The sequence below is a fragment of the Priestia megaterium genome, assembly GCF_009497655.1.
Lineage (GTDB): Bacteria > Bacillota > Bacilli > Bacillales > Bacillaceae_H > Priestia > Priestia zanthoxyli.
In genome coordinates this window covers 4,322,607-4,336,447 of sequence record NZ_CP023317.1, presented here as the reverse complement: position 1 = coordinate 4,336,447, position 13,841 = coordinate 4,322,607, and the positions used below count along the sequence as shown (strand labels likewise).

Below are 13,841 nucleotides of genomic sequence, written 5' to 3'. Positions count from 1 at the left end.
CCGCTCTATTTAAAAATGAAGTAAATTAAAGGAGTCGGGGATTGTTGAAGAGTATTGGAATTTTAGGTGGAACGTTCAATCCGCCTCATTTGGGGCATTTAATGATGGCAAATGAGGTTTTGCATGCCTTGAAATTAGATGAGATATGGTTCATGCCGTCATATATTCCACCTCATAAAACAATCAAAGAGCCTATTGAGCCATATCATCGTTTACAAATGCTAAAGCTAGCTATTGAAGAACATGATCAATTCACCCTGCAGCCGATTGAATTTGAGCGCAAAGAGCCTTCATATACATATGATACGATGAGAATACTAACAGAGAAATATCCAACGTATCAGTTTCATTTCATCATTGGTGCTGATATGGTAGAATATTTGCCGAAGTGGTATGAAATTGATGAATTAGTCAATTTGGTTACATTTGTAGGTGTAAAGCGCCCGGGGTATACCATTACGTCCCCTTACCCGATAAAAGAAGTAGAAGTTCCGCAGTTTGATGTCTCCTCTTCCTTTATTCGCGAACGAGTAGTAAAGAAAGAAACCATTCGTTATTTTATACCTGCTGGTGTTAAACAATATATCGAGGAGAATCAATTATATGAATCGAACTGAGGCATTAGAAATCGTAAAGAAACAGTTAACAGAACGTCGTTATATTCATACTGTCGGGGTAATGGAAACAGCAATTGAATTAGCTAAACGTTTTGAAGCAGACGAAAAAAAAGCAGAACTGGCTGCTATTTTTCATGACTATGCCAAGTTTCGTCCAAAGGAAGAGATGAAGCAAATTATTATTGATCAAAACATGAACCCTTCTTTATTGGAATACAATACCGAATTATGGCATGCTCCAGTAGGCGCGTTTTTAGTGAGAAATGAAGTAGGGATTACGGATAAGGAAGTATTGGATGCAATTGCTTACCATACATCCGGAAGACCTGGCATGACGTTACTTGAAAAAATTGTGTACGTTGCTGATTATATTGAACCTGGAAGGAGATTTCCAGGTGTTGATGAAGTGCGGGAGTTAGCTAAAACCGACTTAAATGCAGCACTTATTCAATCATTAAAGAATACTATTTCTTTTTTAATGACCAAACATCAGGCCGTTTATCCCGATACGATGATGACATATAATGATTTAATCTTAGGAGGTCAAACACATGACTGAACGTGAATTGCTATCTCTTGTTGTAGAAGCAGCCGATGATAAAAAAGCAATCGATATCGTAGCGTTAAATATGGAAGGAATCTCACTTGTGGCAGATTATTTTGTTATTTGTCACGGTAACTCAGATAAACAAGTGCAGGCAATTGCTCGTGAAATTAAAGAAAAAGCACACGAACAAGGCATTTCTGTGAAGCGTTTAGAAGGGTTTGAGCAGGCTAAGTGGGTGCTTGTTGATCTTGGAGATGTTGTGGTTCACATTTTCCATAAAGATGAGCGCGGATATTATAACTTAGAACGCTTATGGGGAGATGCACCATTTGTAAGTTCAGAAGAGCTACAGCTATGAGCAGGTACGGAGAATTTGCCTACGTATATGATCAGCTAATGGCAGACGTTCCGTATGACGATTGGGCTGAATTTTTTAATCAGCAGGTGGCAAAAGCAAAAACAAAGCCTAACAGTATATTAGACCTTGCCTGCGGCACGGGAGAACTCTCCGTTCGATTTGCAAAAGAAGGTTTCTCCGTAGTCGGCGTTGATTTGTCTGATGATATGCTTATGGTAGCTCAAGAGAAGGCAGCAGAAGCAGGGGTAACGCTATCTCTTTTTCAGCAAAACATGGCGGAACTTGAGTTATTGAAAGAGTTTGATTGTGTAGTAATCTTTTGTGATTCTTTGAACTATTTGCAAAGTGATAAAGAAGTTCAAGAAACCATTCAACGTGTATATAAACACTTAAAACCAGGTGGGCTCTTTATATTTGATGTTCATTCAGTGCACAAGATGAAGGACGTATTTGGAAATCAATCTTTTTCTTATGTAGATGAAGACGTGTCATATATTTGGAACTGCACCTATGACGATACAGACATGCGTGTAGAGCATGATATTACGTTTTTTGCTTATGATGAAGAAATCGATGCATATCATCGCTTTGATGAGGTGCATGCTCAGCGCACTTGGTCGATTGACCATTATCAATCATGGTTGAGCCAAGCTGGTTTTATAAATATAGAAGTAAGTGCAGATTTCAAAATGAGTAAGCCTACTTCAAACAGTGAGCGCATCTTTTTCTCTGCGCAAAAAAAAGAAGCCGAGTAGAGGCTTCTTTTTTTGTTTCAAAGCAGGATTTCTACAGAAATTATGGAATAAGACTATCAAACTGATTGTGAACAAGCTCAATGTCTTCGTCAAATTTTTCGTGTGTTTTTTGAAATACGTGCACAAACATCTCTCCGAGTTCAGCTTCTAAAACTTTAATACCTTCTCCGGTTACACCGCCTTTTACGCATACTTTATCCTGCAAGGTAGGAAGCGTAAATATTTCTTTTTCCAACAGTTTTCCCATTCCAATAATCATATCGCTGGCCATGACGGTAGCTTCTTCTTCAGAAATATTTGTTTCTTGAACTGCTGCATCAATAAAGCGTTGAAGCAAAAAGCTGAAGAATGCAGGACCGCAGCTTACGATATCGGATGATACGCGGGTAATCGTTTGATCAATAGCCACAGGCTTTGACATAGATGAAAATAATTCATGTAAATAATTTTGGTAAAAAGGCGTACATCTTTCTCCAAACGTGAAAAGAGAAACACCTGCTAATGCCCGATTCGTAATGCTAGGGATAATTCTAGCTGCTTGACTCGGAATGAGGCGTTCGATTTGTTCTACGCTAATTGGACTGGTAATGGATACAATGCAGTGATCTTTCGTCAGCAGTGGTTCTAATTTTATTAAAAGGGGGTGAATATCCAATGGCTTAACACAAATAAAAATGACTTTGGATGCGTGAACAACTTCTTCAGCTGTATCAGCAACATGAATTTTTTTATGCTGCTGTTGAATCTCTTTGGCCCTTTTTTTTGTACGATTCATAATAGTAATTTTAGAAGGACGTACGGCTTTTGATTCAATAAACGCATCAATTAATATTTTCCCCATGTTTCCTGTTCCGATAAACCCTATGTTCACTGATTCATTCCCTCCTTCAAAAGCCTTTTCTTCTAAACACTATGAAGACGTAATGGAATTTATGACGTTACTTCAAAATTCAAAGGAGTGTACAAGTTGACTTTTTCAAAAAAACAATGGCTAATTGGGTGTATTTGCTTAGCAGTTGGGTTGGCTTTTTATATCTATCGCACAGGCGGAGAGAAACCGGAAAGTTCTCTTCAAACCTCAGATATAATCAAGGCAGAATCTTCTGGTACAAAAAAAGAAGGAGAGTCGTCTAATCAAGTAATTTCAAGCCAAGATTCCCCGTTTGTGATGGTGGATATTAAAGGAGCTGTTCAGAAGCCTGGTGTATACCAGCTTCCGAAAGATGCAAGGGTAAAAGATGCTCTAGCACAAGCCGGAGGCGCTACGAAAGAAGCGGACTTAAGACAGCTCAATTTAGCTAGCAAGCTACAAGATGAAATGGCTGTGTATATTCCAGCTGCTGGAGAAGAAATCCCCCCTTCATCTCCAGTTTCTTCAATTTCTTCCTCAGGAACTTCAAATGATCAGCCCCTTGTTAATATCAATACAGCGAACACTGATGAACTGCAAACGTTAAATGGCATTGGACCTTCAAAAGCCAGTGCCATCGTTTCATATCGAGAGGAAAATGGCTTGTTTCAAACAGTAGAGGATTTGGGAAAAGTATCAGGTATTGGCGAGAAGTCGCTAGAAAAAATCAAAGCTCAAATTACAGTACAGTAGAGACTTATTGACGAAAAAGGAAAAAAAACGCTACACTATGAAAGAGAAAAGTATCATTATTCAGTTTTAAATAAAAAGGCAGGGAATGAGATGAACCGGATTTCATGGGATCAATATTTTATGGCACAAAGCCATTTGCTAGCTTTAAGAAGCACTTGTGAACGTCTGGCTGTTGGAGCTACAGTGGTGCGTGATAAACGTATTATAGCTGGAGGATACAACGGTTCGATCAGCGGAGGCGTGCATTGTGCTGACGAAGGCTGCTATGTAATTGATGGCCACTGCGTAAGAACTGTCCATGCAGAAGTGAATGCACTCTTGCAGTGTGCTAAGTTTGGTGTAAAGACAGAAGATGCGGAAGTATACGTCACGCATTTTCCTTGTTTAAACTGCTGTAAAGCTCTTATTCAAGCGGGAATTAAAACAGTATATTATGCTAATGATTACAAAAATCATCCGTATGCTGTTGAGTTATTTGAACAGGCGGGAGTGAAAACAGCAAAAGTTGAACTTGATGAAGCAATCATTGACTTAAAAAGTAAAGAGAAGCTTCAATTTGTAACGGATGTTCTCGCTCGTTTAGAAAAAAGCGGAGCTGACGAAGCAGAAGTGATGAATTTACAGCGTGAAGCTCTCGCTTTGTTTACGGCAAATTAAAGGTAAAAGAGGTTTTTTACTTGGTAACAGTAAGAAGCCTCTTTCTTTTAAGGAAGAAAGGAGCTAAAAGTGAAAGGATATTATATTTACTGTGCTTTTAGCATGATGCTAGCCTTATATGTATATGATAATCATTCCGCTGTAAGCCTGTTTTTGCTAATCGTGCTTTTCATTTTTCAATGGCTACAATGTCCGAGGAAAGTGGTTATTGCTTCTGCACTGTTGAGCGTTTTGTGCGTCTACCTATTAGCTGAGGCAAATAACCATAACAAAACGGTTCTTTTAGCTGAATCTTCTACTTTTATAGGCGAAATTTCATCTGTTCCGCATAGTGACGGCGACAAGCTTACTTTTAAGTTTACGGTTCAAAATGAAGAAGTCATGGCTTTTTATAAACTAAAAACGCTGGAAGAGAAACAGCAGCTCGAAAAGCTAACGATTCATCAAGTTTGTCAACTAGCAGGGCAATTAACTTCTCCTTCAGCTGCTCGCAACCTTCATGCATTTGATTATCAGCAATATTTATACCATCAGTCTATTCATTGGCAGCTTAACGTCAAGAGACTTGATTTGGCAAAATGCCAGCTCCCCACCTTAACTCCACTTACGTACCTTACCTTTATTCTTCAAAAAGGAATTAATTATATTCAACAAAACATGTCGGATCCAGGCGCTGGATTTATGCAGGCACTAATTTACGGCGAGCGTACTGGGATCGAAGAAGAGAGTATCAAGCGCTATCAGCAATTTGGTTTAATACACTTGCTTGCCATATCAGGTCTTCATGTTGGACTGCTGACAGCGATGTGTTTTTATTTGCTTATTCGGATTGGAATAACGCGCGAGCGAGCCATTATGCTTTTACTTTTGCTTCTTCCTGTATACATGGTTTTGGCCGGTGGCAGCGCTTCAGTTGTCCGAGCTGTTTTTATGAGTATGCTGATGCTTATATCGATAAAAATACAAAGAAAAATTCTTTTGGTTGATAGCATCAGCCTTGCTTTTATGAGCATGCTTCTTTTCAAACCGTACTATTTATTTGATGTAGGATTTCAGCTTTCTTTTGCCGTTAGTTTTGCCTTGATTTTATCGAGTCAGACAATTTTACCTCGTTTTCATTCTTCTTTCAGCCAGCTCATGGCTGTTTCAGCGATTGCACAAGTCAGTTCACTTCCTTTATTGTTGTACTATTTTTATGGAGTATCTCTCCTCAGTTTGCCATTAAATATGGTTTTTGTACCGTTGTTTTCTCTTGTTGTATTACCTCTTTGTTTGCTCATTCTTTTTGTTCGTATCATCTTGCCGGGAGTGAGTGAATTGCTGGAGCAAATTCTTCATGTTCTTTTACTTGCTTGTGAAAAATTGCTTGATTTTTTTGAGTGGATTCCCGCTGATTTCGTAACGGGAAAACCCCATATTTTGCTGTTTTTGGGCATGTACCTATGCATTTATGCTTTATTTGTGGCGGTCGAAGCAGGGAAATTTTTCGTTCGCTATATGTTTCTTCTCGCGGCATTGTTAGCCGCACAATGTATGTATCCTTATTTGAATCCAAAAGGAACGGTCACAATGGTCGATGTAGGACAAGGAGACTGCTTTATCATTGAGCTTCCTTATCGAAAAGGCGTGTATATGATCGATACCGGAGGAACCGTTTCATTTCCAAAAGAACCATGGCAAAAACGCCGTTCTTCTTTTGACGTGGGAGAAGACGTACTTGTTCCCTTTTTGCATTCAAAAGGAATGACAAAGGTAGATAAAATGATTATCACACACGGCGATTATGATCACGCAGGGGCGGCACAACATTTATTTTCACAAGTGGCTGTCGGAGAGCTGGTGCTTGGAAAAAAAGCCGAATTAAATGACGTAGAGACTGGCTTGGTGATCGCTGCTCAAAAACAAAGCGTGCCTGTTCAAATTGTTCAACAAGGAGATAGCTGGCAAGAAGGAGGTGTCTTATTTCAGGTTATTTCTCCGACAGGTTTCGAAGAAACGAGCAACAACGGCTCAATTGTAATAGACGCTAAGTTAGGAAATTTAAGATGGCTATTCACCGGAGATTTAGAAAAGGAAGGAGAACAAAGAATATTGAAAGACTTTCCCAACCTTAAAGCAGATGTATTAAAAGTGGGTCATCATGGCAGTAAAACCTCAACTTCAGAAGAGTTTGTTCAACATTTAAACCCTAAAGTAGCGCTTGTTTCAGCGGGGCAAAAAAATCGTTATGGTCATCCCCATCAAGAAATATTAGAGCTTCTGAAAAGCTACGGGGTGTACATTTACCGAACGGATGAAGATGGTGGGGTAATGTATGAATTTACAAAAAAGTCAGGAACGTTTTCGCAGCAACTTCCATAGTCTATAGTAAGAAAAACGAACTGAAAAAGACTGCTAAGAAGCAGCCTTGAAGCAATTTTACGAACCCAAGTAGTGAATCACAGTTGCAATAACAAATAAGGCAGTGAAAAAGCCAAATGAAACACCAAATCCTACGGCAGAATCGACAGCGTCGTTTCGTTTACTTTGGACACTTTCTTCAAATTGGTTCATTAACACCCCTCCTGTTTACAGTATAATCTAACTTTTTTTAAAAATCTAGACAATTTAAAAGCGTTTTCACAAACTGACAACAGTTAACAACTATACTTTATGAGCATGAGGAGAAAATAGAGATAAGGGTTTAATCATTAACAAATAAGTAACCTAGGGCTTATATTGTTGATGTTTATCATAAACTGAGGAATTGTCGTTTTAAGACAATTCCTTTTGTATTGTTGCCAAAAACTCATAACACCTTTACGATAGAAATTGTATTTTGTTTATCAGTAACTATACATAATCAATATAGATGAATAAAAAAAGAGGAGCGTATATACGTTGGCAGTTGATAGCTTAAAAAGTATTACCAAAAATAATATCGCCCCCGTTTATTTAATACACGGGGTTAATGCATTTATGAGTAAAAAGATTAGAGATAAAATCGTCGACTATACGTTGAATGAAGAAGATAAAGAATTTAACTTGTCCCTATACGATTTAGAAGAGACATCGATTGATCAAGTTCTAGAAGATGCTGAAACGCTTCCTTTTTTAGGAGACAAGCGTGTAGTGGTTGCGAAAAATGCAGCATTTTTAACGGCTGAAAAATCAAAAGATAAAGTTGAGCATGATCTGGCAAAACTTCAGCAATATGTCGAACAGCCCCCGTCTTTTTCAACGTTAATTCTTCTAGCCCCTTATGAAAAGCTGGATGAAAGAAAAAAAATAACAAAATTATTAAAAAAACAAGCAGCTTACATCGAAGCGAACGAATTTGGTGAAAAAGAAATGAAGCAGTGGATTCATAATTTGCTTTCAAAAGATGGAGTGAATATGGATGAAGATGCTGAAACGCTGCTTATTCAGCTTGTGGGGCTTAATGTAACGCTTGTGACAAATGAAATTGAAAAAATGGTGTTATACGTTGGACAAGGAGGAGTCATTACAAAAGAAGTAGTGCTTAAGCTTGTGGCAAAAACGCTTGAACAAAACGTATTTACGCTTATTGACGCTGTTATTCAGCGAAAGGTTTCTATCGCTTTAAATATGTATCAGGATTTGCTGCGTAACAACGAAGAGCCTATTAAAATTTTATCTTTGTTAGCGACGCAGTTTCGTTTAATTTATCATACGAAGCAGCTGTCTAGCCAAGGGTACGGTCAGCAGCAAATTGCTCAAACGATTAAAGTTCATCCGTTTCGTGTGAAAATTGCTTTGCAGCAGAGCCGAAGTTTTGAGGAACAGCAGCTTAAAGAAATTTTAAAGGATTTAGCAGAGGCGGATTATGAAATGAAGACGGGGAAAATGGATAAAGCGCTTATTTTACAGCTGTTTTTATTAAAAAGAGCGCAATAAAAAAACGATCCTAATGGGATCGTTTTTGTCTCAATTATGCAGATAAACCGTTAAGTTTTACTGCTAAGCGAGATTTTTGACGAGCTGCAGCATTTTTGTGGATAAGACCAGATTGTGCGGCTTTGTCTAATTTTTTAGAAGCAACAGCAAATGCTGCTTTTGCGTTATCTACATCGTTGTTTTCAACTAAAGCTTCAAAGTTTTTGATTGCAGTACGCATAGCTGATTTAGCTTGAATGTTATGAGCACGGCGAGCTTCAGTAGTTTTTACACGTTTGATAGCTGATTTAATGTTTGGCATCCGTTTCACCTCCCGAAATGATAACAATCGAGATTATATAGAACTCGACATTCTTCACAATAAGAACAAAAGATATTTTATCAAACACAAGGACAGAATGCAATAGCCTTGACAAGGAATTTTATATGACAGACCTCTCTTTAAAAGCTTGTAGCTGATATTGCGCCCTTCCTTCTACTTTTCATTTCTTAAATGCATGAATCTGCCAGTCCTCGGTGACAATAATTTCAACAAAGATTGTCTAGGAGGTTAAGAAATGGAAAAAGAACTTGATTTAAGTCAATATAGCGTGCGCACGGATTTAGCTGTCGAAGCAAAAGACATAGCGTTAGAAAATCAGCCTAAACCGAATAACCAGTCAGAAATCAACGGCGTAATTGTAAAAGAAAAAGAAGAACAAGGTGTCAAAATTTCAATGGTAGAAATTACGGAAGAGGGCGCAGAAGCAATCGGTAAGAAAAAAGGCCGATATGTAACCCTTGAATCGGTAGGCATTCGCGAGCAGGATACTGAAAAGCAAGAGGCTATGGAAGAAGTATTTGCTAAAGAGCTGAATTTTTTTATTAAAAGCCTCAACATTCCAGATGATGCTAGCTGTCTTGTAGTAGGTCTTGGAAACTTAAGTGTGACACCAGATGCGCTTGGACCAAAGGCAGTAGATAATTTGTTGATTACAAGACATTTGTTTGAGTTACAGCCTGAAAGCGTGCAAGATGGCTTTAGACCCGTTAGCGCCATTGTTCCGGGAGTAATGGGAATGACGGGTATTGAGACAAGTGATATTATCTTTGGCGTTGTAAAGAAAGTGAATCCAGATTTTATTATTGCAATCGATGCGCTGGCCGCTCGCTCGATTGAACGGGTAAATGCTACCATTCAAATTTCAGATTCAGGTATTCATCCTGGGTCTGGGGTTGGAAACAAGCGCAAAGAAATCAGTTATGAAACACTTGGCATTCCAGTTATTGCAATAGGTATTCCAACGGTGGTGGATGCTGTGTCCATTACAAGCGATACAATTGACTTTATCCTAAAACATTTCGGCCGAGAAATGAAAGAGCAGGGAAAGCCGTCTAAGTCGCTGCTTCCGTCCGGTATGACGTTTGGAGAAAAAAAGAAGCTCACGGAGGATGATTTACCCAATGAAGAGCAGCGTCAAACGTACCTCGGTATGATTGGCACTCTTCCCGATGAAGAAAAAAGACGTCTTATTCATGAAGTGCTTGCACCTTTAGGTCATAATTTGATGGTTACGCCAAAAGAAGTGGATATGTTTATTGAAGATATGGCTAATGTAGTTGCAGGAGGACTTAACGCTGCTTTGCATCATGAAGTGGACCAAGAGAACTTTGGGGCATATACTCATTAATACGCTTTTAGATGAATGAGTTCTTCAGAATATAGTCATAATGGTTAGTACTACAGAAGATAAAGAAGTAAGGGGCCTAATAATATGATTAAATTTACTTTAAAATCAGTAGTGCTAACTATTTTTTTACTGTTCGTCGTATTTTTAGGAATGCAGACGGCTCAGCAAGGGTTGATTAAAATGAAGGGATATAATGATCCTTCGATTGAACATGTTATTAATGTGTCTAAAACGTCAGATGGTCAGGTGGAAGCTGCTGTTTTAGGTTCAAAAAAAGTTGTGAACATTGATGAAAAACAGCAGCTTTTAGAAAAACGAAAGGCTTTTAACTTTTTCTCCTCGCTAGGTCAAAGTCTAGCAGAAGGCGTGAAAAGTACAATAGGAAAAGCTTTTAAGGCTATCCATCATCTTCTTAATTAAAAGCAGAATCTCTTTCTGCTTTTTTGTATGGAAAAATCCCCAATGGAATGCTTATTGAATGTTGACGAATGTGTTGTTATAATTTAGTTTAGTGTATTTTGCCGATTTTCAGTAGGAGTGAAAAAAATATGGATAGAGAAGCAAGATTGAAACGACAATCGAAAATCAGAAACTTTTCGATTATTGCTCATATAGACCACGGTAAGTCAACATTAGCAGACCGTATTTTAGAAAAAACAAATGCGTTAACACAGCGAGAAATGAAAGCTCAGCTTTTAGATTCGATGGATTTAGAACGTGAACGTGGAATTACCATTAAATTAAATGCTGTGCAGCTTCAATACAAAGCAAAAGATGGAGAAGAGTATACTTTTCATCTAATTGACACACCGGGACACGTCGATTTTACATATGAAGTGTCGCGAAGTTTAGCCGCGTGTGAAGGTGCTATTCTAGTAGTAGATGCAGCTCAAGGTATTGAAGCTCAAACACTAGCAAACGTATATTTAGCGCTTGATAACAACCTTGAAATTTTACCTGTCATTAATAAGATTGACCTGCCGAGCGCAGAGCCAGAGCGAGTGCGCCAAGAGGTTGAAGACGTAATTGGATTAGATGCGTCAGAAGCAGTATTAGCTTCAGCTAAAGCAGGAATTGGAATCGAAGAAATTTTAGAACAAATTGTTGAAAAAGTTCCTGCTCCTGAAGGGGATCCAGATGCACCGCTTCAAGCGCTAATCTTTGATTCATTTTATGATGCATACCGAGGTGTAGTTGCATCTATTCGTATCGTACAGGGACGAGTAAAAGTAGGCGACAAAATTAAAATGATGGCAACAGGAAAAGAGTTTGAGGTAACGGAGCTAGGTGTGTTAACCCCAAAAGCCGTTGCTAAAGATGAACTTTCTGTTGGCGACGTAGGGTTTTTAACAGCAGCTATTAAAAATGTTGGAGATACGCGAGTAGGGGACACGATTACTCTTGCCAAAAACGGAGCAAGTGAACCTCTTCCTGGCTATCGTCGTCTGAATCCAATGGTATACTGCGGACTGTATCCGATTGATACAGCGAAGTATAACGATCTTCGTGAAGCACTAGAAAAGTTAGAGCTAAATGACTCTGCACTTCAGTTTGAGCCAGAGACGTCTCAGGCCTTAGGGTTTGGTTTCCGATGTGGATTCTTAGGACTGCTTCACATGGAGATTATCCAAGAGCGTATTGAGCGTGAATTTAAAATCGATTTAATTACAACAGCTCCAAGCGTTATTTATGACGTATATTTAACAGACGAGACTCATCTGTCTGTAGATAACCCTTCTAATATGCCGGACCCACAAAAGATTGAACGCGTGGAAGAACCGTATGTGAAGGCCACAATGATGGTACCAAACGATTATGTTGGTGCTGTGATGGAGCTTTGTCAGAAGAAGCGAGGCAACTTTATTGATATGCAGTACTTGGATGCTAATCGCGTGAGTATTGTATACGAAATTCCGCTGGCTGAAATTGTATATGATTTCTTTGATCAACTAAAATCAAATACAAAAGGCTACGCGTCGTTTGACTACGAGCTTATCGGATATCAGCCTTCGAAGCTTGTGAAGATGGATATTCTCTTAAACGGTGAAACGGTCGATGCGCTGTCCTTTATCGTTCACAGAGATTCAGCTTACGATCGTGGTAAAGTCATTGTAGAAAAGCTTAAAGAGCTTATTCCACGTCAACAGTTCGAAGTGCCGATTCAAGCGGCAATCGGTCAAAAAATTGTGGCGCGTTCAACAATTAAAGCCATTCGCAAAAACGTTTTAGCAAAATGTTACGGAGGAGATATCTCTCGTAAACGTAAACTTCTTGAAAAACAAAAAGAAGGTAAAAAACGTATGAAGCAGGTCGGTTCTGTTGAAGTACCGCAGGAAGCATTCATGGCTGTGCTTCGCATGGACGAAGATTAATAGCTGAAATTCTATTATTTAACATGTCAAATTAGTTTTGAAAATGAAGCGAATCTGATACGATAGTAAAGAGTTTTGAGCGCTGTAAATAAGTGTGAACGAACATAGATAAAAATACCGCAGAGAGACTCTGCGGTATTTTTATCATTTATAAATGTGATTGAGGTGAAAGTCCATGGTGAAGGCAGCATATCTGCATATCCCGTTTTGTCATCATATTTGTCACTATTGTGACTTTAATAAAGTGTTTTTCAAAAATCAGCCCGTTATGCCGTATTTGAAAAGCATGCGAGAAGAAATGAAACAAACAGTCGAACGTTATCCAACGACCAATTTGAACACGATATTCGTTGGGGGTGGAACGCCCACAGCCTTAGATGAACAGCAGCTGGAGTATTTTTTAGAATCCATTCGTATGTATCTTCCTTATGATGAGAAAGGTGAGTTTACATTTGAAGCGAATCCGAATGAATTGACAAAAGAAAAGCTTCAGCTTCTCCATGACTATGGCGTGAATCGTTTAAGTATTGGTGTACAAACGTTTAATGAAAGGTTATTGGAGAAAATTGGACGTGTGCATTCAAATAGGCAGGTATTTGATTGTATTGAGCAAGCGAGAAAGATTGGAATGTCGAATATAAGCTTAGACTTAATTTATAGCTTGCCGGAACAAACGGTAGCTGATTTTTCTTCTACGCTTCAAACCGCTTTTTCATTAGAGGTAGAGCATATGTCTGCCTATTCGTTAATTATTGAACCTAAAACGGTATTTTATAATTTAATGAATAAAGGGAAGCTGCCGCTGCCTGCTCAAGAAGAAGAAGCAGCTATGTATGAGCTGCTTATGAAAGAAATGGACAAACAAGGTTTTCATCAATATGAAATCAGTAATTTCGCAAAGTCAGGCTACGAGAGTATTCATAATCTAACATATTGGAACAACGACGATTATTACGGAATTGGTGCAGGCGCACACAGCTATATTGACGGAATAAGACGAGCAAATATTGGACCATTAAAAAAGTACATTGATTCAGTCGAGCAAAAAGGAAATGCATATCTTAATGAAGTGAGCGTGACCGAGGCTGAAAAAATGGAAGAAGAAATGTTTTTGGGCCTTCGTAAAACGAAAGGAGTCTCAAAAGAGGAGTTTAAGCAAAAATTCAATCGAGAATTAAAAGATGTATTTGGAGAACCTATTCAAGAATACAAAGAGAAAGGACTTCTGGGTGAAGACAATAGCTCCGTCTTTTTAACACACAATGGTCGATTTTTGGGGAATGAAGTTTTTCAAGCCTTTATTGGGATAATCTAATACCAAATCGTTGACATCGCTATAGTGATTTGGTAATTTATTATTAGATT

At 38.5% G+C, this 13,841-nt stretch carries 15 protein-coding genes; 12 read left to right on the top strand and 3 right to left on the bottom strand.

Annotated elements, in window-relative coordinates; translation table 11 throughout:
- The first annotated feature begins 44 nt into the window (after nucleotides 1-44).
- From CEQ83_RS22220 to CEQ83_RS22205, 4 genes are read left to right on the top strand one after another with little or no spacing between them, the layout of a single operon-like run.
- Entirely contained in the window at nucleotides 45-617 is a 573-nt protein-coding gene (locus tag CEQ83_RS22220) for a nicotinate-nucleotide adenylyltransferase (protein WP_025750563.1), read from the top strand.
- Complete coding sequence (yqeK, locus tag CEQ83_RS22215) at nucleotides 604-1,176, top strand: bis(5'-nucleosyl)-tetraphosphatase (symmetrical) YqeK (protein WP_028411664.1); 573 nt, start codon at nucleotides 604-606, stop codon at nucleotides 1,174-1,176. The genes CEQ83_RS22220 and yqeK overlap by 14 nt, the downstream gene beginning before the upstream one ends.
- Nucleotides 1,169-1,522: a ribosome silencing factor gene (gene rsfS / locus CEQ83_RS22210; protein ID WP_013085071.1), complete on the top strand. Its 354-nt coding sequence runs from the start codon at nucleotides 1,169-1,171 to the stop codon at nucleotides 1,520-1,522. The genes yqeK and rsfS overlap by 8 nt, the downstream gene beginning before the upstream one ends.
- Nucleotides 1,519-2,277, top strand: a complete 759-nt coding sequence (locus tag CEQ83_RS22205; RefSeq protein ID WP_028411663.1) for a class I SAM-dependent DNA methyltransferase — start codon at nucleotides 1,519-1,521, stop codon at nucleotides 2,275-2,277. The genes rsfS and CEQ83_RS22205 overlap by 4 nt, the downstream gene beginning before the upstream one ends.
- Nucleotides 2,278-2,317: 40 nt before the next feature.
- Here CEQ83_RS22205 and comER read toward each other — a convergent pair whose 3' ends face one another.
- Complete coding sequence (gene comER, locus CEQ83_RS22200; RefSeq protein WP_025750559.1) at nucleotides 2,318-3,148, bottom strand: late competence protein ComER; 831 nt, start codon at nucleotides 3,146-3,148, stop codon at nucleotides 2,318-2,320.
- Nucleotides 3,149-3,244: 96 nt separating this feature from the next.
- Between comER and CEQ83_RS22195 the strand changes: the two genes are divergently transcribed.
- The 3 genes from CEQ83_RS22195 (at nucleotide 3,245) to CEQ83_RS22185 (ending at nucleotide 6,898) form a co-directional block, all read left to right on the top strand.
- Entirely contained in the window at nucleotides 3,245-3,880 is a 636-nt protein-coding gene (locus CEQ83_RS22195; RefSeq protein WP_028411662.1) for a helix-hairpin-helix domain-containing protein, read from the top strand.
- A 90-nt stretch (nucleotides 3,881-3,970) separates the two neighbouring features.
- Entirely contained in the window at nucleotides 3,971-4,537 is a 567-nt protein-coding gene (locus tag CEQ83_RS22190; RefSeq protein WP_028411661.1) for a ComE operon protein 2, read from the top strand.
- Between the two features lie 69 nt (nucleotides 4,538-4,606).
- Nucleotides 4,607-6,898, top strand: coding sequence for a DNA internalization-related competence protein ComEC/Rec2 (locus CEQ83_RS22185; RefSeq protein ID WP_155017511.1), 2,292 nt, complete (start codon nucleotides 4,607-4,609; stop codon nucleotides 6,896-6,898).
- A gap of 57 nt (nucleotides 6,899-6,955) precedes the next feature.
- Here CEQ83_RS22185 and CEQ83_RS22180 read toward each other — a convergent pair whose 3' ends face one another.
- On the bottom strand, nucleotides 6,956-7,090 hold the full coding sequence (locus CEQ83_RS22180) for a YqzM family protein (protein ID WP_013059251.1): 135 nt from the start codon (nucleotides 7,088-7,090) through the stop codon (nucleotides 6,956-6,958).
- 327 nt (nucleotides 7,091-7,417) lie between these two features.
- Here CEQ83_RS22180 and holA point away from each other — a divergent pair, with 327 nt between their 5' ends.
- On the top strand, nucleotides 7,418-8,434 hold the full coding sequence (holA, locus tag CEQ83_RS22175; RefSeq protein WP_028411659.1) for a DNA polymerase III subunit delta: 1,017 nt from the start codon (nucleotides 7,418-7,420) through the stop codon (nucleotides 8,432-8,434).
- Between the two features lie 34 nt (nucleotides 8,435-8,468).
- On the opposite strand, the gene rpsT is transcribed toward holA, so the two are convergent.
- Entirely contained in the window at nucleotides 8,469-8,735 is a 267-nt protein-coding gene (gene rpsT, locus CEQ83_RS22170; RefSeq protein WP_013085065.1) for a 30S ribosomal protein S20, read from the bottom strand.
- A gap of 256 nt (nucleotides 8,736-8,991) precedes the next feature.
- Here rpsT and gpr point away from each other — a divergent pair, with 256 nt between their 5' ends.
- The 4 genes from gpr to hemW all read left to right on the top strand — a co-directional run bounded on the left by gpr (nucleotide 8,992) and on the right by hemW (nucleotide 13,791).
- The gene (gene gpr, locus CEQ83_RS22165; RefSeq protein WP_028411658.1) at nucleotides 8,992-10,104 is read left to right on the top strand and encodes a GPR endopeptidase; all 1,113 of its coding nucleotides are present in this window, start codon (nucleotides 8,992-8,994) and stop codon (nucleotides 10,102-10,104) included.
- An 84-nt stretch (nucleotides 10,105-10,188) separates the two neighbouring features.
- The gene (locus CEQ83_RS22160; protein WP_028411657.1) at nucleotides 10,189-10,524 is read left to right on the top strand and encodes a YqxA family protein; all 336 of its coding nucleotides are present in this window, start codon (nucleotides 10,189-10,191) and stop codon (nucleotides 10,522-10,524) included.
- A gap of 128 nt (nucleotides 10,525-10,652) precedes the next feature.
- Nucleotides 10,653-12,476 (top strand): translation elongation factor 4, encoded by a 1,824-nt coding sequence (gene lepA, locus CEQ83_RS22155; RefSeq protein WP_013059246.1) that lies wholly within the window; start codon nucleotides 10,653-10,655, stop codon nucleotides 12,474-12,476.
- Nucleotides 12,477-12,651: 175 nt separating this feature from the next.
- Nucleotides 12,652-13,791: a radical SAM family heme chaperone HemW gene (gene hemW / locus CEQ83_RS22150; RefSeq protein ID WP_028411656.1), complete on the top strand. Its 1,140-nt coding sequence runs from the start codon at nucleotides 12,652-12,654 to the stop codon at nucleotides 13,789-13,791.
- The last annotated feature ends 50 nt before the right edge of the window (nucleotides 13,792-13,841 follow it).

Bases quoted from the DNA above. Each gene is read 5' to 3' on its own strand.
- yqeK (WP_028411664.1), top strand. From the start codon at position 604: ATGAATCGAACTGAGGCATTAGAAATCGTAAAGAAACAGTTAACAGAA.
- rsfS (WP_013085071.1), top strand. From the start codon at position 1,169: ATGACTGAACGTGAATTGCTATCTCTTGTTGTAGAAGCAGCCGATGAT.
- CEQ83_RS22205 (WP_028411663.1), top strand. From the start codon at position 1,519: ATGAGCAGGTACGGAGAATTTGCCTACGTATATGATCAGCTAATGGCA.
- CEQ83_RS22190 (WP_028411661.1), top strand. From the start codon at position 3,971: ATGAACCGGATTTCATGGGATCAATATTTTATGGCACAAAGCCATTTG.
- CEQ83_RS22180 (WP_013059251.1), bottom strand. From the start codon at position 7,090: ATGAACCAATTTGAAGAAAGTGTCCAAAGTAAACGAAACGACGCTGTC.
- rpsT (WP_013085065.1), bottom strand. From the start codon at position 8,735: ATGCCAAACATTAAATCAGCTATCAAACGTGTAAAAACTACTGAAGCT.
- gpr (WP_028411658.1), top strand. From the start codon at position 8,992: ATGGAAAAAGAACTTGATTTAAGTCAATATAGCGTGCGCACGGATTTA.
- CEQ83_RS22160 (WP_028411657.1), top strand. From the start codon at position 10,189: ATGATTAAATTTACTTTAAAATCAGTAGTGCTAACTATTTTTTTACTG.
- lepA (WP_013059246.1), top strand. From the start codon at position 10,653: ATGGATAGAGAAGCAAGATTGAAACGACAATCGAAAATCAGAAACTTT.
- hemW (WP_028411656.1), top strand. From the start codon at position 12,652: ATGGTGAAGGCAGCATATCTGCATATCCCGTTTTGTCATCATATTTGT.